We start from the raw sequence: 17,746 nt of genomic DNA, 5'->3' as shown, positions 1-17,746 counted from the left end.
ATGACCCACGAACACGAACATTCCCACGCTGGTCACCATCATGGCATTGGCCACTCGCACGGCCCCGTGACGCTGACCAGCGTCAACCGCGCCCTGATTATCGGGGCGGTGCTGAACACGGTTTACGTTGCTGTGGAGTTTGGCATGGGCTTTTACCATAATTCGGTGGCACTCATTGCCGACGCGGGCCATAACCTCAGCGACGTGGCGGGCCTGCTGCTGTCGCTGCTGGCGTTCCGGCTGGCGCGGGTCCGGCAAACGCCGACGTTTACCTACGGCTACCGCAAAAGCACCGTACTGGCTTCGCTCACAAATGCGGTTATTTTGCTGGTCACCATCGGGGCTATTTTGTGGGAAAGCGTGGGACGGTTCAGGCACCCCGAACCCGTGGCGGGCGGGCCGGTGGCGTGGGTGGCCGGGCTGGGCATTGTCGTCAACACAGTATCGGCGCTGTTGTTTTTTCGCAACAAGGAACACGACCTTAACGTCCGGGGCGCTTACCTGCACTTGGCCGCCGACGCATTGGTGTCGCTGGGCGTAGTCGTGGCCGGTATCGTTATTAGTTACACCGGCTGGTTCTGGCTCGATCCGGTAATCGGGCTGGTTGTGGCGTCCGTCATTCTGGGGTCGACGTGGCGGTTGCTGAGCGAAAGTCTGCGGCTGTCGCTCGACGGCGTCCCGGCCGGTATTAACCTTGATTCTGTACTAACTGACCTGCGGGCCGTGGCGGGCATCCGCGATGTGCATCACGTGCACGTCTGGGCCATGAGCACCACCGAAAACGCCCTCACCGCCCACCTCGTGCTGGTGCCCGGCCTCAACAACGCGCAGGTAGCGACGCTCAAAGACGACGCCCGCCACCGCCTGCTGCACCGAAATATCAGCCACGCGACGCTGGAAACAGAAGTCGTGGCCGAAGCGGATTGCGGAGCGGAAAATTGCTAAAAGTAAATTCGGGTGTAGGTGTTTTTTAGTGTGTACGTATTTGACTGTGTAGTAGTATAGATCAACATACCCAGACACTAAAAATCCATATACCTAAACACCCAATAATGCCCAACCTCCTCTCCGTCCGTCCCTTGGTTCGCGTGGCGCTCGTACAGAGCGCACCCGTCGCGTTCGACCTTGCTCAAACGCTCGATAAACTTCAGGCGCTGACCACCGATGCCGCCCGGCAGGGTGCCCAATTAGTGCTCTTCCCCGAAGCGTTTGTGTCGGGCTACCCGCGCGGGCTGGACTTTGGGGCCGTGATCGGGTCGCGCACGGCCGAAGGACGCGAGTGGTATCGGCGCTACTGGGCCAGTGCCATCGAATTGCCCGGCCCCGATGCTGACCGTATTGGGACGATGGCCCGCGACGCCGGGACGTATCTGGTAGTTGGCGTGATTGAACGCGAGGGTGGTTCGTTGTATTGCTCAGTGGCGTTTTTCGGGCCAGATGGGGCGTACCTTGGCAAACACCGCAAGTTGATGCCAACGGCGGCCGAGCGCGTTGTTTGGGGACAGGGCGACGGCACCACGCTGCCCGTGTTCGATACTCCCATTGGCCGCGTTGGAGCGGTTATTTGCTGGGAAAACTACATGCCCCTGCTCCGAACGGCCATGTACGAACAAGGCATCGAACTCTACTGCGCCCCCACCGCCGACCACCGCGATACGTGGCTATTCAGTATGCAGCACATTGCGCTCGAAGGCCGCTGCTTCGTGCTGTCGGCCAATCAATTCGCCCGGCGCACCGACTACCCCGATGATTATCCGGCCTCGTTCGGGGATATGCCGGACGCCATTGTAAGCCGGGGTGGCAGTTGCGTGGTTGGGCCGCTGGGACAGGTGCTGGCCGGGCCGGTGTATGACCGCGAAACCATCCTGCTGGCCGACCTCGACCTGAACGATATTATCCGCAGCAAACTCGATTTCGACGTAACCGGCCACTATGCCCGGCCCGATGTATTTCGGCTGGTGGTGACTAAATGAGCAGCGCTTTTTTGTCAGCTTAGCTTGCTTGTTAGTGAATAAGTCATACTTTTGTGAGCGATTACTCACTTTTATGACCGAAAAGCAGGAAACCATCCTTACCGTTGCCCTCCGGCTGTTTGCCAGTCAGGGTTACGAGAACACGCCTACGAGTCAGATTGCTAAGGAAGCGGGTGTGTCGGAAGGATTGATCTTTCGTCATTTTGAAAACAAGGATGGGTTACTCAGGGCACTCATTGCCGACGGACAGGCTCGCGTACAGGTTCTGATGGACCGGATCGCGCAGGAAACAGACTCAAAAAAAATACTGGCACGCACCATCGACTTACCCCTTACGCTCATTAGCGAAGAACGGGAGTTTTGGACATTGCAGTTTATTCTGAAATACAATAACAAATACGCGGCTGCGCTGAAGGCAGAAAGCGATTATTACGGCACCCTGATCGGGGCTGTCGAGCAGGCGTTTGCTACATTGAATTACAGTGAGCCGAAGCGCGAAACAGAATTACTTATTCTGTTGCTCGAAGGATTCGGCAGCAGTTTGCTCATGCAGGGAGATTCTACGGACCCATCAGCGCTAATTCATTTTATTAAGTCGAAATACAACGTCTAATTTTTTCACAAATAAGTAAGTGATTACTCACATAAATGACTATGAATCAAAATCAGATTGTCTTGTTAACCGGCGCATCGACCGGCATTGGCCGGGCCACTGCCCTGCACCTCGATCAATTGGGCTACACCGTTTTCGCGGGCGTCCGGCGCGAACAGGATGGCTTTGAACTTCAGAAACAGGCATCGGGGCGTTTAAAACCAATTATCCTGGATATTACAAAACCGGATGATATCGCGAATGCCCTCGCTGTAGTGGGTCAGGCGTGTGGCAACAAGGGATTGGCAGGGCTGGTAAACAACGCGGGCTATAACTACAACGCGGCCTTTGAATTTACCGACGAAGCTAAAGCCCGTCAGATGATGGAAGTCAACTTTTTCGGCCTCTACAAAATGAGTCAGGCGTTCATTCCCCTGCTCCGCCGATACGCTAAACATACTGGTGAGCGGTCCAAGCTCATTAATATTGGCAGCATCGGCAGTGTGCTCGGTTTCCCATGGGAGTCGTTCTACCACGCCAGTAAATTTGCCGTACTCGGTCTGACCGAAAGCCTGCGTTACGAACTTCGCGACCAGCGTATTTCGGCGGTAGCGGTACTGCCGGGCGGCATCAAAACGGAATTCATGCCTAAAACCAGCGACGGCATCGACGCGGCTATTGCGGCCATGCCACCCGAAGGCAGGCAGCTTTACAGCAATGGGTTAACTAAAATGAAATCCATGATTGCCCAGGCAGTTCGGTTTGGGTCCGAGCCGGAGAAAGTGGCCCGTCGCATCGCCCGCGTTATTGAAGCGGCTAACCCGAACATGCAATACTTCGTTGGGGCCGACGCCCGGTTCTTTTTTGGATTAGCCCGTGCTCTGCCCATTTCGTGGCGACACGGACTCCTGCGCGGGCAGTTTGGGGGCTGAGCAAGCAGTCAAGTTAGCGTTGAGACAGTGCTTCTAATAAATTAAGATTCGCTATTTTTGGCTGTAGCCGTACTTAACGAACGGGCAAATGACTCGTCAACTGGTCCAGTATCTGAGCGCCCGAACCGAAATTGATGTGCAAACTACGGCATACATCGCAGGTCATTTTAAGCCGCTGATCACCAAACGGAATGCGTTTTTGTTGACGCCCGGCGAGGTGTGCAAACACTATTATTTTGTCAACAAAGGGTGTCTGCGGCTGTTCAGCGTTAACGATGCGGGCGAAGAAGGAACGCGTTACTTCGCCTTCGAGGGCAGCTTCGGCACTGCTCTGCCCAGCCTGATCGACCAGCAGCCCGCGTTTGAGTTTATTCAGACCATCGAACCGTCAGAACTACTGGTCATCGGGCGCGACGACTTTTTTCGGTTGGTCGATACCGTGCCACCGTTTGCCCGAATTTACCGCCAGATTCTGGAGGCCGCTTTCATCACGGCCCAGCGACGTATTTATGGTTTTCAGGGACTTGATGCCATCGACAAAGTGCGGTGAGTGATGGCCTACCAACCCAAAATTCTGAGCCGGATTTCTAACAAAATGGCGGCTTCATATCTGGGTATTAGCCCGGCCACGCTGAGCCGCATTAAATCGAAACTCTAAAAACGTTGACATAGAACAACGCTGAACCAACGGGTCTGTCCGAACTTTGCGGCCTACTTCAACCATCAATTTATGCAGATTTCAGGCAATACCATTCTGATTACGGGCGGGGCAACGGGTATCGGTCTGGCCCTCGCCGAAGCCTTCGTCAACAACGACAACGAAGTCATTATCTGCGGGCGACGCGAAAGCTCCTTGCGAGAAGCCAACGCTAAGTTTCCCCGTTTACACACCCGCGTCGCTGACCTCAGCACCCCTGACGGCAGGCAACAGTTAGCAGACTGGGCGCAGTCCGAGTATCCAACGCTAAATATACTGGTCAACAACGCGGGTATTCAGCGGGAGTTCCGGGTCAACCAGCCTAACGTGGCGGAGATGTTTACGCAGGAAAATGAGATCGACACTAACCTCACGGCTCCCATTCACCTGACGTTTCTGCTGCTGCCGCATTTGCTCAACCAGCCAAACGCAGCCGTCGTCAACGTGACCTCCGGGCTGGGCTACGTACCGAAAGCCATTATGCCGGTTTACTGCGCCACCAAAGCCGCCCTGCAATCGTTCACGCTATCGCTCCGCCACCAACTGAACGGCACGTCCGTGAAGGTGTTTGACATTGCCCCACCGATTGTCGACACGGATCTGGACCAGGGCGCCCGCCAGAAACGCGGTCAGACAAACGCCGGGATCAAGCCGGAGCAGGTGGCCCGCGAATCCATGCAGGCCATTATCCGCGACCGGTTCGACGTTCCGGTGGGAATGGTAAAAGCGTTGAAAATAGGGTCCAAAGTCGCACCAGGGTTCTTTTTTGGGGTTATCAATAAGCCCGAAAAAATAGGTAGTTAAGCTGATTCGGGCTGTTTGGAAGAGTCGTTGAGGGGGAGCCTCTTGAGCCGTGGATTGACGGGGTGGTGCACGAAAGGGGGCATCGACGGAATGATCGCCCAAAATCCTGCGTTACCGGCGAAGTAGGACCGGTTGGCGCTTTCCAACCTCCAGTACTAACTTCCACCGACTTCCCATCACCTCATGCAACTTCTCTACAGCTACCTGCGCCGTTACTGGGGTCTGCTGGCCCTCGCCCTGCTGCTGGCCGCCATCAACCAGATTTTCTCGCTCCTCGACCCGTACATCTTCCGCAAAATCATCGACCAGTACGTCGTCAAACCCGGCGGCACGACGTTACGGACGCTGGATTTCTGGAGTTTCCTGTCCAACGGCGCGGGATTGTTGATCTTGCAGGCGCTGGGCGTGGCAATGGTGAGCCGAATTGCCAAGAATTTTCAGGATTATTACGTCAACGTCATCACCCAGCGGCTTGGGGCGCGGCTCTACACCGACGGCCTGCGCCACTCGCTCGACCTGCCCTACCAAGTGTTCGAGGATCAGCGGTCGGGCGAGACGTTGGGTAAACTTCAGAAGGTGCGTTCCGACGTCGAAAAATTGATTCAGTCGTTCGTTAATGTGCTGTTTACGTCGGTAGTGGGCATCATTTTCGTGATGTGGTATGCCGCTACGGTATACTGGCCCATTGCCCCAGCTTATTTCCTGACCATTCCGCTGCTGGGTTTCGTGAGTTCGCTGCTGAGCAAGAAAATCAAGACGGTGCAGCAAACCATCGTGGCCGAAACCACCGCCTTAGCCGGTTCAACCACCGAAAGCCTGCGCAACATTGAACTCGTAAAAAGTCTCGGCCTGGCCCAACAGGAAACCGAACGCCTGAACGCAACGACCGAGAAAATCCTGAAGTTGGAACTGAAGAAAGTGCGCTACATCCGGTCGCTGTCGTTCGTGCAGGGGACGTTCGTGAATCTGCTGCGCAACGCGATCATGCTGTTGATGCTGTTTCTGGTGGTGCAGGGCAAAATTACGGTGGGTGAGTTTTTCTCGCTGTTCATCTACTCATTCGCCATTTTCGGCCCGTTGCAGGAACTGGGCAACATCATCAACATTTACCGCGAAACGGAAGCTTCTCTGGCTAATTTCCAGCAGATTCTGGATACCCCGCGCGACGTGAAACCGGCCCGTCCACAACCCGTCCGGCAGCTAAAAACCCTCGCCTTTGAGCATGTCCGGTTCAAACATCTCACCGCCCAAAACCCCGCACTCGACAACATTTCGTTCGAGGCCGAAGTCGGCGAAACCATTGCCTTCGTGGGGCCGAGCGGATCGGGCAAAACAACGCTCGTGAAGCTGCTGGTGGGCCTGTATCCGCCCCTGAGCGGACAGATCCTGTACAACGGCATTCCTGGCTCCGACATTGATCTGGACGAGTTACGCGAGCAAATCGGCTTTGTGACCCAGGATACGCAGCTTTTTGCGGGCACCATCCGGGAGAACCTGCGCTTCGTCGCTCCACAGGCCACCGACGCCGAATGCCTGACGGCCCTGCACCAGGCCGCTGCTGACTCATTGCTGTCCCGCGCTCCGCAGGGCTTAGATACAGTTATTGGCGAAGGCGGGGTGAAAGTATCCGGGGGCGAAAAACAGCGGCTGAGCATTGCCCGCGCCCTGCTTCGCAAACCCACACTGCTCGTATTCGACGAGGCAACGTCGGCGCTGGATTCGCTCACCGAAGAAGAAATCGGGCGGACGGTGCGCGAACTGTCCGGGTCGCGCCGACACATCACCATCCTGATTGCGCACCGCCTGAGCACTATTCTCCACGCCGACCGGATTTTCGTGCTGGAGCAGGGGCACGTAGCCGAACAGGGTCGCCACGCCGAGTTGCTGGAGCAAAAAGGATTATACTACGCCATGTGGCGGCAGCAAATCGGCGAACGCAAGGAAATGGCGGTGGCGTAGCGGATTACGGGACCAGCAGCAGTTTGCCCGTTGTACCCCGACTTTCCAGATCGCGGTGAGCCTGGGCCGCGTTAGCCAGTGTGTAGGGCGGCTGAATGAGCAACGTCAATTCGCCCGAGGCAATCCAGTTGAATACCGCTCCGGCACGTTCGAGCAGGGCCGAGCGCGTCAGCGTGTAATGCCCCAGCGTTGGGCGCGTAAACATCAGTGATCCTTTGGCCGCCAAAAGCGCCGGAGCAAACGGCCCCACCGCTCCGCTTGCGTTGCCGAACGATACCATTGTCCCAAGCGGCCGCAAACTGTTCAAGCTCCCCTCGAAGGTGCTCTGCCCCACCGAGTCATACACCACGTGAACGCCCTGACCACCCGTGAGTTTTTTGACCTCCTCAGCGAAGTCAGTCTGCGTGTACAAAATCACCTCGTCGGCCCCGTTCTGGCGCGAGAGGGCCGCTTTCTCCTCGGTCGAGACGGTCGTGATAACGCGGGCACCCCGACGCCGGGCCATCTGGGTCAGCAATAGGCCCACGCCCCCGGCCCCGGCATGAATCAGCACCGTATCGCCGGGGTGAATCGGGTAGGTCGTGTAGGCTAAATAATGGGCGGTCATCCCCTGCAACAGCGCAGCCGCAGCCTGCTGATCGGACAGGCCATCGGGAATGGGAACGAGTTTATCAGCAGGCACCACGGCATACTCGGCGTAGGACCCGGGACCCGTGGTATGCGCCACGCGCTGCCCGACCGTCAAACCAGTCACGCCGTCGCCCACTTGTTCAACGACGCCCGCACTCTCCGAACCCGGCACAAACGGCAGGGGCACCGGATACAGTCCGGAGCGGTGGTAGGTGTCGATGTAATTGATACCGATGGCCGTGAGCCGGATCAGCGCTTCGCCCGCTTTTGGCGAGGGTGTGGGCAGCTCGGTGAGCGTCAGCACGTCCGGCCCGCCCGTTTGGGTTAATTGAATGGCACGCATAGTCATATTGCTTTGTCCGGTAACGATGGGTCAATCGGGGGACGTTCAAAAATAAACCGAAAGTTTCAATGGGCCGTAACAACCAAGACTCATCGAATGCCGTATGTCTTTATTCACCTAAAACCCAATGCATTATGGCCACTGTGGGATTATTAGTACGATTGGAGGCTAAACCGGGCAAAGAGCAGGCAGTAGCCGATTTTCTACGGAGCGGATTACCCCTCGCCCAAAATGAACCGGATACGGTCACCTGGTATGGTATTCAGTTAGGACCATCTACGTTTGGCATCTTCGATACCTTTCCCAGCGATGCCGGGCGACAGGCGCACCTCAGTGGCCCAATTGCAGCCGCGCTAATGGCCAACGCGGCCGATCTGCTTGCCTCAGACCCCGTAATCGAGATGGTCGACATTTTAGCGGCAAAGTAACGCTAAACACCCTTTACGTTAGTTGTTACCCTGCCCGGTAAGCGCATGCTTGTCGGGCATTTTTGTGCTGCTCTATCGGGCGTGGCAATGGGTACGCCCGATCCGTGTCAAAAGTTATCCGCTGCGTGAAGCTGGCGAAATAAACATCCATACTTTTCGATATATTACTTGCTTCGGTCGATTTATTAAGGTTATCTTTGTTTTGGAACAATCATTCTAAAACAAGAGACTATGAATCGTTTACAAGGGAAAGTGGCCATTGTTACGGGCGGCAACAGTGGCATTGGCTACGCCACCGCTAAGTTATTTGCCGAAGAAGGCGCGCGTGTCATTATCACCGGGCGCGACCAGACAACGCTTGACGCAGCCGCAACGGAAATTGGAGCGGGCACGGTAGCCTTTAAATCTGACGTAGCGAATATGAACGATCTCAATCAGCTCTTCGCGCAAATCAAGCAGCAGTTTGGCGGATTGGATATTTTGTTTGCCAATGCAGGCGTGTTTCTCGGCAGTTCGCTACAGGACAGCACCGAGGAACTTTACAACCAAACATTCGACATTAACGTGAAGGGGGTGTTTTTTACCATCCAGAAGGCTGAACCGCTTATGCGCGACGGTGGGGCTATTGTTATTAATGCCTCAACCGTAATTCATGCAGGCATGCCGGGCGCATCGCTCTATGCGGCCTCCAAGGCGGCTGTCCGCCAGTTGGCCCGTAACTTGAGTAATGAGCTTGCCGAACGCAACATCCGGGTTAACGTAGTCAGTCCGGGTTACACCCGCACCCCAATCATTGGTCGGGCTGGTTATAACGATGAGCAGGTCGAAGGTTTCTTCGCCCACGTTTCCGGTGAGCTACCCATGCGTCGGCCGGGGCAACCCGAAGAGATCGCCAAGGCCGTGCTGTTCTTAGCCTCCGACGAATCGAGCTACATAATCGGCGAAGAATTATTGGTCGATGGTGGTTACGGCACGGTTGGCGCAGCGGGGGTTGCGCGGGCATAAGTCGATAATGAATAATGGGTAACGAACAATGAATGAGGAAAATAACCGTATTATTCATTGTTCATTACCCATTATTCATTATCGACTTATGCCCCGTCCTCGCGCCTTCGATGAAACGCTTATACTTGACCGCGCCCTAAACCTGTTCTGGCACCGGGGTTACGAAGCTACGTCCATGCAGCAATTAGTCGACGTACTTGGCATTAACCGGGCCAGCCTATACGATACGTTCGGAGACAAATATCAGCTTTACCGGCGGGCGCTGGATCATTACCGACAACACAACCACGCAGCCATTGGCAGTCTGCTTAGTCAGGCGCGGCCCGCCCCTGACCTGATTCGTGAATTCCTGGATACTGCGGTGACCAAATCAATCAATGACTGCCAGTCGAAGGGCTGTTTTTTTGTTAATTCATCCGTTGAACTGGCTCCCCACGACCCCGAGATTGCCGAGTTAGTGCTGGATAATCAGCGTACGCTGGAAGCGCAGTTGGAAACAGTTCTCCAGCGTGGGCAGATTGAGGGCGACATTTGTTCAACGCACAACGCAACTGATTTGGCCCGGTTTGTTTACAATACCTTAACGGGTTTGAAAACCACTGGCAAAAGTAACCGGGACGAAGCCGCTCTCCGAAGTGTAGTGACCGTAACGATGACAACGCTAACAACCTGATTTACCGATTGCTCAACCGGTTGAACGCGCCCAGCACAGCCCCGGCAACCACTACGTGCATCAGGTTCAGGATCACAACCATGCCAACTGGTACATTGGGAATGGAAAACGGGCTGGAAAAAGACAATACCAGCAGAATAATGGCGATAATGTTGAAGATGCGAAGCGGCCGTTTCGTGAAGCGATTCAACAGAGCCAGCAATAGTCCGGCCGCAATTGCCGGCACAAACGAAGCAACAATCACGGGGATGACGGTCAGGGGCTGCCCAGCGTTGGGAATGATTAAGCTGGCAGGGATAGCACCCGTTGCGGTGCCGATGTAGAACAGGACGGCATTAACGGCTGCGGCAATTAAGCCCGCGAGCGGGGCTACCGTCAGCAATCTGCGGTTATTGACCGGCGGTACGGTTAGCATTGTCATTTGAATGTTTATTAATCGATTATGTAAGATTGGTTTCAATCACTGCGTCGGCTGCTTATACAGCAGGTAACTAATGTAAAGTATCACTGATTTACAATGTAACACTGTTTCATTTAAATCAAAAATAAAAGGATTATAATCCTTTTATGAACCGGCTAACGGCATCTTCGACCAACTGGTCAAAGCGCCCGGCCTGTTCGGGATGACAGTCATGGCGGGCTAAAGCGACGAAGCCCTGCATCATGGCAAACCAGTGCATAAATACCGATTCGACGGGATCCTTGGTGAGTTGCTGTAATACATGTTGAATCTGAAGCATTCCCTCAGCAGATTCATTAGCGGCATCGTGCTGGCAAACGGCCCCGTCGAGGTTAAACATGAGTGCATACCGTTCGGGGTTTTCCCGCGCAAAATGCAGCATAGCCAGCGATACAGCCTTCAATTGCTTTTTGGGCTTTCCCTCACGCTCGGCCAGCGCAGCTAACTGAGCATTGGACAAGTGACGAAAACCCTCCCGTTGCAACTCAGTTAGTATAGCATCTTTACCACCAAAATAGTGGTAAATAGCCGTCGTACTGGTCTGGAGCCGGTCGGCAATCTTCCGGGTCGACACACCCGGCCAGCCTTCTTCGCCCGCCAGCGTGAGCGTGTGGCGGAGAATGTCGGTCTTCAGATCTTCCTGGTAGGTGGCTTTGCGGGACATGATTCTGTAACAGTGTTACAAAAAGAAAGTTCACTCACGCTCAAATCCGTAATCGCGCTCTACTTTGCAGATGCGCGTTTTGTAGGCTTCGTACCAGCGGTCGCGGCCCGTTTGCTGGGCAATCAGGTGTTCGGCGTGTTGTTTCCAGTTGCGAATCGCTTCTATACTCTCCCAGTACGAGACGGTAATGCCAACGGTTCGGCGCTCCGACGATTCACGCGCTGACTCGACGCCCAGAAATCCGGGTTGACCGTGGGCCAGTTCGACCATGCGGGTAGCCGTATCGCCGTAGCCTTCAACAACATCGGTACGGACGGAAGTAAAAATAACGGCGTAGTAGGGCGGTTGGGGAGTGTCAGCAAGCATGAAAAAGACCGATGCAGCTTTAAAAAACGGCATCGGTCCGGTAAAAATACCATAAAACTTATCCGATTAGCAACGATTCGGCCCCGTCAATCCAGATCGGTGTGCCGGTGATGTGGCGAGCGCGGTCGGAGGCCAGAAACAGCACCAGATCGGCTACTTGCTGACTCGTACCGGGTTTGCCATCGGTGAGTGGGATGCTGCCCTCCGGAAACTCGACGGGTTCTTTTTCCTGCTCGATGTCGCGCTTGGTGGTACTTTCGTCGATGTTGGTGTCAATGGCCCCCGGACAAACGACATTGACCCGAATCCTGTATTTAGCCAGTTCGAGCGCGGCCATCTGGGTGAATGCCACCTGCGCGGCTTTGGTGCAGGAATAAGCGGTGGCACCCGTATTGCTAAAGATGCGCGTGCCATTGACCGACGAGGTGATGATGATGGACCCGCCCTGCCGTTTAAGCATAGGCAAAGCGTATTTAACGGTCAGAAACGTGCCGGTGAGGTTGATGTCAATGGTTTTTTGCCACTCGTCGGGTTCCAGTTCGTCCAGCGGTGCCCACACGCCGTTGATGCCCGCGTTGGCAAACACCACGTCTAACCGGCCGTATTGCTGTTCTACGTCGGCGTACACCCGCTGCATGTCGGCGTTCTTTGAAATATCAGCCGCCATAGCCACACCTTCACCCCCGGCCTGCCTGACTTCGTCAATCGTCTGATTGATTTCTTTGTCTGTGCGACTGATGGCGATGACTTTAGCGCCTTCGCGGGCCATCAGCAGCGCCGTCGCCTTACCAATTCCTGAACCCGCGCCGGTGATGAGCGCCACTTTTCCGGATAGTTCTTTACGTCCTGTTTCCATGATTGCAGTTAGCTTGCTAACGAACTAAAGCCGCCACGTGACAAATTGTTAGGCCTTGACCATCAATTTTAGAAAAGGGTGCGTTGGCAACCCGGCTACGCCTTTTCATAGTAGCTACGCCTGCCTGTTTCGCTTTGGGGTAAAACAACAAGTGTATCCCATGCGGTTTTTCTGTCAATTATCCTTTTTTTCGGTGTGGCTCACGCTGGCGACGGCTCAGCAACCGTTGCCCCGAACCTACTGCAACCCGATGGACATCAGCTATCGGTATAATTTTGAGCAGCTAAACGAGAAGGTATCGTACCGCTCCGGGGCCGACCCCGTTATTATCAATCACAAAAAGGAGTATTACCTGTTTGTGACAATTCAGGGCGGCTGGTGGCACTCCAAAGACATGGTCAACTGGAATTACGTTGTGCCCGACAAATGGCCGATGGAAGACATGTGCGCCCCGGCCGCGTTGTCCGTGCGCGACACGATGTACCTGTTTCAGAGCACGTTTGAGCAACGCCCCATTTTCATCTCGACTGAGCCGGAGAAAGGCAAACTCAAATTTTATAACCGCTGGCTACCCCGCCTGCCCAAAGACATTGGCCCGTGGGACCCCGCCCTGTTTCACGACGACGATACCGACAAATGGTATATGTACTGGGGATCCTCGAACGTGTACCCGATTTTCGGGGCTGAATTGGACAAAAGCCGCAACCTGACCTACGCGGGCACGAATCCGGCGGAAGCCTACAAAGCCATGCTCTGGCTTGACCCTTACAAACACGGCTGGGAACGCTTCGGTCCGAATCACTCCGACCCGTTCAAACCGTTCACGGAAGGGGCCTGGATGACCAAACACAACGGCAAATACTACCTGCAATACGGCGCACCCGGCACCGAATACAACGTGTATGGCAACGGCACCTACGTCGGCAAAAGTCCATTGGGTCCGTTCGAATACGCGCCCTACAATCCCGTCGCTTATAAACCGGGCGGCTTCGCAACGGGCTGCGGCCACGGCAACACGTTTCAGGATAACTACGGCAACTACTGGAACACCGGCACCACCTGGATCGGTGTTAACTGGGGCATGGAACGCCGGATTGTGATGCACCCGGCCGGGTTCGACAAGGACGATCAGATGTACGCCAACACCCGTTTCGGCGATTATCCGCACTTTTTGCCAACCAAAAAAGTGACGAATCGCGATGAGCTGTTCACGGGCTGGATGCTGCTCAACTACAGCAAGCCTGTTCTGGCCTCGTCTACCCTGAAAGCCGCTCCCACCGACACGCTCACCGCCGACCGCGTCGCCGACGAAAACCCACGTACGTTCTGGGTGGCCGGACAGAACCGACCCGGCGAAACGCTCACCACCGACCTTGGCGCGGAACACGACATTCGGGCCGTGCAGGTCGATTATTTCGATTATAAACTCGACATCTTCGACTCCGACTCGACGGTTTATACGCAGTTCAAAATCCTGACCTCGACCGATGGCAAGAAATTCGATGTAGTAGCCGACCTCACCAAACAGCCGAAGAAAGACCATGCCTGCGCCTATGTAGAGATACCCATCCGAGCTGATGGTAAGCCCGTGCGGGCGCGGCATGTGCGCTACGAGCACGTTTACACGGCTGGTAAGCACTTAAGTATCAACGCGTTTCGGGTATTCGGTAATGGCCTCGGCAAAGTCCCCGCGACACCTGCTACCCTAACGGTCAAACGCCAGAAAGATCAGCGCAACGCGGACCTGACCTGGGCAAAAGTAGCCGGGGCAACGGGCTACAATATTCGCTGGGGTATTGCGCCCGACAAGCTTTACCAGACGTATCAGTTCTGGAACGACCACCCGAACAAGTTTGAACTACGTGCGCTGAACGTGGATGTACCTTATTATTTTGCCATTGAAGCGTTCAACGAAAACGGCGTGTCGGCGCTGAGTAAGGTCGTGAACGATGGGTCCGGTTTAGGAAAAAGGTGAGTTCAGATCAATTCGGCTACGGCCTTACGGATGCTGGCAGCCATGCGGTCGGTGGGCAGGTCGTTGGCGTCGACGCCGAACGGGTCTTCAATCTCCTCGGCGATTAACTCCAGACTGGCCAGCACATAGAACACAATCAGCACCACCGGAATAACCCAGTAGTGCAGCGACAGCACGTAGCCAACGGGCAGCGTGAGGCAGTAGAGCGCCACGAATTTTTTCAAAAACGACGAGTACGAATACGGAATGGGCGTGGTGTGAATGCGTTCGCAGATGCCGCAAACGTCCGTAAACGATTGAAACTCGTCGTTTAGCACCAGCAGGTGTTCGGGCCGGATAACCCCCCGCTGGTAGAGTTCGTCCAGCTTACCGAACAGCCGCATGGCCATCTGGTTGGGCGGGTGCCGGTCGGGTGGGACACTGGCCGGGTCGAAACCGGGGCACGCTTCCCATTCGTCGGGGCAAAAATCACCGCGCAGGTGGTTTTTCAGGGCGTAGGCGTAGTTGGGAATCATGGCCCGAAAAAACTGCCGGTCGGCCGGGTCCGATTCGCTCAGGATATGCGCCAGTTTAATGGCTAAGTTGCGCGAATTGTTGGTCAGACTGCCCCACGCCTTGCGGCCTTCCCACCAACGGTCGTAGGCAGTGTTGGTCCTGAACACGAGTAGGGTCGAAATCACGAACCCCAGCAGCGTGTGCATGATGGAGATGTTTTTCAGATCGGAGTTAGGACCGGGATGAACATACTCGATAATGAAGTAAGCAATGGCCGTGCAGTACACCAGCATACCCAGCAGCGTAGGCCCTAATTTGCGAATCGTGTCGCCCTTGTGGAGCGAAAAGATAGTGTGCAGCCACTCTTTAGAATTGTAATCAACCATACGGCAACCAACGAAAAGTACCGTAAACTTGCAACATGACTTTTAACTTTCGCAACGACCAGCCCGACGATTTTTTAACCATTCTCCGGGAAGTAGGCCAGTGGTTAACCGATACCAATCAGGAAATGTGGCCGTTGGACACGCTCACATCCGATAATCTACTCGATGAATACACGCAGAATAACTGTTACGTTATGTACGCCGACGAGACGCCGGCCGCTGCCTTTATTCTGCAATGGAAAGACCCTCTTTATTATCCCGACGTACCGGATAACACGGCGGGCTTCATCCATAAAGTAGCCATCCGACGCCAATTCAGCGGCCAGAATCTGTTCGCGCACGTACTGGATTTTTGCCGGAGCGAATGCTTGGCCCGCAACATTCACGAAATTCAACTGGAAACCGACGCCACCCGGCCAGCATTGCTGCGTTTCTACGAACGACACGGCTTCGCGCCAACCTACCAGAAACGGATCGTGGAATTCAGAGAATCATTCAAATTAAGACAATCGTTCGACTGTCAATTCTACGTGCTCCGGTTTTAGCGGCTCTGTTCATGCAAGCAGCCAATTGATGATCAGCGCGTTAAACCATCGGTCCACCAACCGGTCAATGGAATGAACGTACGCCCGGAAATCATGAACCTGCTCTACCCGTTAACGGCCCTGCTCCTGCTCATCGGCTGCAAAACTGACACGACACCCGCACCTGGCAACGCCGTGGCGTCTCCACCTTCGGAAGCGAATATACAGTTGGCGTGGCAATACGCCCGGCAGGTCAACAGTCAGACGATGCTGGTGATGCACGACGGCACCGTCATCTTTGAACAGTATGCCAATGGTGGCTCGGCCGCAAAACCGCAACCGCTGGCCAGTGGCTCCAAAAGCTTTAACGGAATTGTGGCCCAGGCCGCCGTTGAAGACGGTTTGATTCAATTGGATGAGCGCGTGGCCGACGTGGTGCCTACCTGGAAAACTGATCCGCAAAAGGTGCTCATCACGTACCGCCAACTGCTGACCCTAACCAGCGGCCTCTATCCCGGCGACTTTGGCGGAACGGCGGGCCTGTCGGGCTGGAGCGACGTATTGGCCGTGCCGATGGTAGCCGCACCCGGCCAGAAGTTTGACTACGGCGGCAACCCCTTCAACGCGTTTGCCGCAGCCCTCCAGCGCAAATTAGGCAGTGAGACGTACGAGAACTACCTGAAACGACGCATTCTTGATCCATTGGGCATTGCCATTACGTGGTTCGTTCGTTTCGACGATGGCAGCCCGCAGGTGGCGGGAGGAGCGGCCATGACGGCCCGCCACTGGGCTACATTTGGCGAGTGGGTCCGGCGCGAAGGGGACTGGAACGGCAGGCAGATTCTGTCTAAAACCCGATTAGCCGAATGTTTTGTGGGCACACCGCAAAACCCGGCCTATGGCTTATCGTGGTGGCTGCGCGAACCCGTCAGCGCCGACCTGCTCCGGTCCATTCCGCAGTTGCGCGACGAAGTGGGTGGCGGCATTGTCACGTCGACGTATCTGCCCGACGATCTGGTGATGGCTGCCGGGGCTGGCAAACAGCGGCTTTACGTGATTCCCTCGCTGAAACTCGTTGCCGTTCGGCAGGGACCCGTGCAAACGACCGGTGTGCAATTTGCGGATGAGGAGTTTTTGAGTCGGCTGCTGCGCGGCAAACCGGATGGGGAGTAGCAGATGCCTACTTTTATAAGTTTCCCATCACTCTACGCACCGGCAACCAAGCAAGCAAAAGAGCGTAAAATTATTCTTTGTGAAACAGTCGGTCGTTGAAAACAAATGGCTTAACATCCACAACACTAACAAAATGAGCCATTGGATGCAACGGATTGATTAACCAGTTTGACTCTTCAGGGTAAACGGCCGAAGGTACGATCAATACCAGTGCTTTATCCTCTTCAACCCAGTGACGTCCGATCTCCTTTGTTTCTGTTGAATAAGGAAACCGTTGCCAATCAACCGGCAGTTCACTTCCATTGATACGTTGAATTGGCGCTTCATCCGGTAGCTCAATGGTGAGCATCGAGAAGCTGCGTACATCGGAAATTTCAACATATTGTAGCACTTCAAGCACGGCCAATGACCCGTTCTGAGCCGTGTATACGACGGGCGTACCGGGGTAGTTCCAGCGTCCTCCGGCTCGTTTAGCTCCTTCGCCTGTCAAGTCGTAAGCGCGAACCGTCTTCGCCAGGCGGTATAGTAACATCAGTAAACGCCGAATTCAATACGAGTCAGTAAGTCATCAACCTCCTTAAATCCCCGCGCTGACGTTAGCAGGTCAATAGGACGTTTGCCGGATAAAGCTGTATTCGGCCGTTCGAGCCACGTTCGGAAGTTAGTTATTCCATCAAACACCGTTTCACCATGCCGGTACAATTCATAGATCAGCAAATGCTGACTGGCTAAACGACGACGGGGCGATGTGTTCGGTTGCATACAGATTCTTACTATTATGCTCTTTTACAAATCTAAGGCAATTTTTAAT

The 17,746-nt window shown here is 54.9% G+C and carries 21 protein-coding genes; 13 read left to right on the top strand and 8 right to left on the bottom strand.

What is annotated here, in order from left to right; translation table 11 throughout:
- From ACYVHB_RS11755 to ACYVHB_RS11725, 7 genes are all read left to right on the top strand, one after another.
- Window positions 1–945, top strand: a complete 945-nt coding sequence (locus ACYVHB_RS11755; RefSeq protein WP_461051920.1) for a cation diffusion facilitator family transporter — start codon at window positions 1–3, stop codon at window positions 943–945.
- 107 nt (window positions 946–1,052) lie between these two features.
- The gene (locus tag ACYVHB_RS11750) at window positions 1,053–1,973 is read left to right on the top strand and encodes a carbon-nitrogen hydrolase family protein (RefSeq protein ID WP_461051919.1); all 921 of its coding nucleotides are present in this window, start codon (window positions 1,053–1,055) and stop codon (window positions 1,971–1,973) included.
- Between the two features lie 73 nt (window positions 1,974–2,046).
- Window positions 2,047–2,586 carry a TetR/AcrR family transcriptional regulator gene (locus tag ACYVHB_RS11745; protein ID WP_461051918.1) on the top strand — a complete coding sequence of 180 codons (540 nt, stop codon included), beginning with the start codon at window positions 2,047–2,049 and terminating at the stop codon, window positions 2,584–2,586.
- A 41-nt stretch (window positions 2,587–2,627) separates the two neighbouring features.
- The gene (locus tag ACYVHB_RS11740) at window positions 2,628–3,497 is read left to right on the top strand and encodes an SDR family NAD(P)-dependent oxidoreductase (RefSeq protein ID WP_461051917.1); all 870 of its coding nucleotides are present in this window, start codon (window positions 2,628–2,630) and stop codon (window positions 3,495–3,497) included.
- Between the two features lie 88 nt (window positions 3,498–3,585).
- Window positions 3,586–4,047, top strand: coding sequence for a Crp/Fnr family transcriptional regulator (locus ACYVHB_RS11735; RefSeq protein WP_461051916.1), 462 nt, complete (start codon window positions 3,586–3,588; stop codon window positions 4,045–4,047).
- A gap of 180 nt (window positions 4,048–4,227) precedes the next feature.
- Window positions 4,228–4,998, top strand: a complete 771-nt coding sequence (locus ACYVHB_RS11730) for an SDR family oxidoreductase (protein ID WP_461051915.1) — start codon at window positions 4,228–4,230, stop codon at window positions 4,996–4,998.
- Window positions 4,999–5,181: 183 nt separating this feature from the next.
- Entirely contained in the window at window positions 5,182–6,957 is a 1,776-nt protein-coding gene (locus ACYVHB_RS11725; protein WP_461051914.1) for an ABC transporter ATP-binding protein, read from the top strand.
- 4 nt (window positions 6,958–6,961) lie between these two features.
- On the opposite strand, the gene ACYVHB_RS11720 is transcribed toward ACYVHB_RS11725, so the two are convergent.
- Window positions 6,962–7,930: a quinone oxidoreductase family protein gene (locus ACYVHB_RS11720; RefSeq protein WP_461051913.1), complete on the bottom strand. Its 969-nt coding sequence runs from the start codon at window positions 7,928–7,930 to the stop codon at window positions 6,962–6,964.
- 134 nt (window positions 7,931–8,064) lie between these two features.
- Here ACYVHB_RS11720 and ACYVHB_RS11715 point away from each other — a divergent pair, with 134 nt between their 5' ends.
- The 3 genes from ACYVHB_RS11715 (at window position 8,065) to ACYVHB_RS11705 (ending at window position 10,036) form a co-directional block, all read left to right on the top strand.
- Entirely contained in the window at window positions 8,065–8,358 is a 294-nt protein-coding gene (locus tag ACYVHB_RS11715) for a putative quinol monooxygenase (protein ID WP_461051912.1), read from the top strand.
- A 231-nt stretch (window positions 8,359–8,589) separates the two neighbouring features.
- Window positions 8,590–9,363: a glucose 1-dehydrogenase gene (locus ACYVHB_RS11710; protein WP_461051911.1), complete on the top strand. Its 774-nt coding sequence runs from the start codon at window positions 8,590–8,592 to the stop codon at window positions 9,361–9,363.
- Between the two features lie 88 nt (window positions 9,364–9,451).
- A complete protein-coding gene (locus ACYVHB_RS11705) occupies window positions 9,452–10,036 on the top strand; it encodes a TetR/AcrR family transcriptional regulator (RefSeq protein ID WP_461051910.1) in 585 nt (194 codons plus the stop codon).
- Window position 10,037: 1 nt separating this feature from the next.
- On the opposite strand, the gene ACYVHB_RS11700 is transcribed toward ACYVHB_RS11705, so the two are convergent.
- The 4 genes from ACYVHB_RS11700 to ACYVHB_RS11685 form a co-directional block, all read right to left on the bottom strand.
- Entirely contained in the window at window positions 10,038–10,451 is a 414-nt protein-coding gene (locus ACYVHB_RS11700) for a DUF6069 family protein (RefSeq protein ID WP_461051909.1), read from the bottom strand.
- Window positions 10,452–10,590: 139 nt separating this feature from the next.
- Window positions 10,591–11,160: a TetR/AcrR family transcriptional regulator gene (locus ACYVHB_RS11695; protein ID WP_461051908.1), complete on the bottom strand. Its 570-nt coding sequence runs from the start codon at window positions 11,158–11,160 to the stop codon at window positions 10,591–10,593.
- A 30-nt stretch (window positions 11,161–11,190) separates the two neighbouring features.
- Window positions 11,191–11,526: an antibiotic biosynthesis monooxygenase family protein gene (locus ACYVHB_RS11690; protein ID WP_461051907.1), complete on the bottom strand. Its 336-nt coding sequence runs from the start codon at window positions 11,524–11,526 to the stop codon at window positions 11,191–11,193.
- Between the two features lie 58 nt (window positions 11,527–11,584).
- Entirely contained in the window at window positions 11,585–12,382 is a 798-nt protein-coding gene (locus ACYVHB_RS11685) for an SDR family oxidoreductase (protein WP_461051906.1), read from the bottom strand.
- Window positions 12,383–12,542: 160 nt separating this feature from the next.
- Between ACYVHB_RS11685 and ACYVHB_RS11680 the strand changes: the two genes are divergently transcribed.
- The gene (locus ACYVHB_RS11680; RefSeq protein ID WP_461051998.1) at window positions 12,543–14,357 is read left to right on the top strand and encodes a family 43 glycosylhydrolase; all 1,815 of its coding nucleotides are present in this window, start codon (window positions 12,543–12,545) and stop codon (window positions 14,355–14,357) included.
- Between the two features lie 2 nt (window positions 14,358–14,359).
- Here ACYVHB_RS11680 and ACYVHB_RS11675 read toward each other — a convergent pair whose 3' ends face one another.
- A complete protein-coding gene (locus ACYVHB_RS11675) occupies window positions 14,360–15,238 on the bottom strand; it encodes a bestrophin family protein (protein ID WP_461051905.1) in 879 nt (292 codons plus the stop codon).
- A gap of 35 nt (window positions 15,239–15,273) precedes the next feature.
- Here ACYVHB_RS11675 and ACYVHB_RS11670 point away from each other — a divergent pair, with 35 nt between their 5' ends.
- A complete protein-coding gene (locus tag ACYVHB_RS11670) occupies window positions 15,274–15,783 on the top strand; it encodes a GNAT family N-acetyltransferase (protein WP_461051904.1) in 510 nt (169 codons plus the stop codon).
- A 72-nt stretch (window positions 15,784–15,855) separates the two neighbouring features.
- Window positions 15,856–16,935 (top strand): serine hydrolase domain-containing protein, encoded by a 1,080-nt coding sequence (locus ACYVHB_RS11665; RefSeq protein ID WP_461051903.1) that lies wholly within the window; start codon window positions 15,856–15,858, stop codon window positions 16,933–16,935.
- A gap of 70 nt (window positions 16,936–17,005) precedes the next feature.
- On the opposite strand, the gene ACYVHB_RS11660 is transcribed toward ACYVHB_RS11665, so the two are convergent.
- Window positions 17,006–17,467, bottom strand: a complete 462-nt coding sequence (locus ACYVHB_RS11660) for an RES family NAD+ phosphorylase (protein ID WP_461051902.1) — start codon at window positions 17,465–17,467, stop codon at window positions 17,006–17,008.
- Entirely contained in the window at window positions 17,467–17,697 is a 231-nt protein-coding gene (locus tag ACYVHB_RS11655) for an antitoxin Xre/MbcA/ParS toxin-binding domain-containing protein (RefSeq protein WP_461051901.1), read from the bottom strand. The genes ACYVHB_RS11660 and ACYVHB_RS11655 overlap by 1 nt, the downstream gene beginning before the upstream one ends.
- Window positions 17,698–17,746 lie beyond the last annotated feature (49 nt).

This window comes from Spirosoma arcticum (genome assembly GCF_054779955.1).
This window is presented reverse-complemented; position numbering and strand designations above follow the sequence as displayed.

Coding starts and splice junctions, on each gene's coding strand:
- ACYVHB_RS11755 (WP_461051920.1), top strand. CDS start 1: ATGACCCACGAACACGAACATTCCCACGCTGGTCACCATCATGGCATT.
- ACYVHB_RS11750 (WP_461051919.1), top strand. CDS start 1,053: ATGCCCAACCTCCTCTCCGTCCGTCCCTTGGTTCGCGTGGCGCTCGTA.
- ACYVHB_RS11745 (WP_461051918.1), top strand. CDS start 2,047: ATGACCGAAAAGCAGGAAACCATCCTTACCGTTGCCCTCCGGCTGTTT.
- ACYVHB_RS11740 (WP_461051917.1), top strand. CDS start 2,628: ATGAATCAAAATCAGATTGTCTTGTTAACCGGCGCATCGACCGGCATT.
- ACYVHB_RS11735 (WP_461051916.1), top strand. CDS start 3,586: ATGACTCGTCAACTGGTCCAGTATCTGAGCGCCCGAACCGAAATTGAT.
- ACYVHB_RS11730 (WP_461051915.1), top strand. CDS start 4,228: ATGCAGATTTCAGGCAATACCATTCTGATTACGGGCGGGGCAACGGGT.
- ACYVHB_RS11725 (WP_461051914.1), top strand. CDS start 5,182: ATGCAACTTCTCTACAGCTACCTGCGCCGTTACTGGGGTCTGCTGGCC.
- ACYVHB_RS11720 (WP_461051913.1), bottom strand. CDS start 7,930: ATGCGTGCCATTCAATTAACCCAAACGGGCGGGCCGGACGTGCTGACG.
- ACYVHB_RS11715 (WP_461051912.1), top strand. CDS start 8,065: ATGGCCACTGTGGGATTATTAGTACGATTGGAGGCTAAACCGGGCAAA.
- ACYVHB_RS11710 (WP_461051911.1), top strand. CDS start 8,590: ATGAATCGTTTACAAGGGAAAGTGGCCATTGTTACGGGCGGCAACAGT.
- ACYVHB_RS11705 (WP_461051910.1), top strand. CDS start 9,452: ATGCCCCGTCCTCGCGCCTTCGATGAAACGCTTATACTTGACCGCGCC.
- ACYVHB_RS11700 (WP_461051909.1), bottom strand. CDS start 10,451: ATGCTAACCGTACCGCCGGTCAATAACCGCAGATTGCTGACGGTAGCC.
- ACYVHB_RS11695 (WP_461051908.1), bottom strand. CDS start 11,160: ATGTCCCGCAAAGCCACCTACCAGGAAGATCTGAAGACCGACATTCTC.
- ACYVHB_RS11690 (WP_461051907.1), bottom strand. CDS start 11,526: ATGCTTGCTGACACTCCCCAACCGCCCTACTACGCCGTTATTTTTACT.
- ACYVHB_RS11685 (WP_461051906.1), bottom strand. CDS start 12,382: ATGGAAACAGGACGTAAAGAACTATCCGGAAAAGTGGCGCTCATCACC.
- ACYVHB_RS11680 (WP_461051998.1), top strand. CDS start 12,543: ATGCGGTTTTTCTGTCAATTATCCTTTTTTTCGGTGTGGCTCACGCTG.
- ACYVHB_RS11675 (WP_461051905.1), bottom strand. CDS start 15,238: ATGGTTGATTACAATTCTAAAGAGTGGCTGCACACTATCTTTTCGCTC.
- ACYVHB_RS11670 (WP_461051904.1), top strand. CDS start 15,274: ATGACTTTTAACTTTCGCAACGACCAGCCCGACGATTTTTTAACCATT.
- ACYVHB_RS11665 (WP_461051903.1), top strand. CDS start 15,856: ATGAACGTACGCCCGGAAATCATGAACCTGCTCTACCCGTTAACGGCC.
- ACYVHB_RS11660 (WP_461051902.1), bottom strand. CDS start 17,467: ATGTTACTATACCGCCTGGCGAAGACGGTTCGCGCTTACGACTTGACA.
- ACYVHB_RS11655 (WP_461051901.1), bottom strand. CDS start 17,697: ATGCAACCGAACACATCGCCCCGTCGTCGTTTAGCCAGTCAGCATTTG.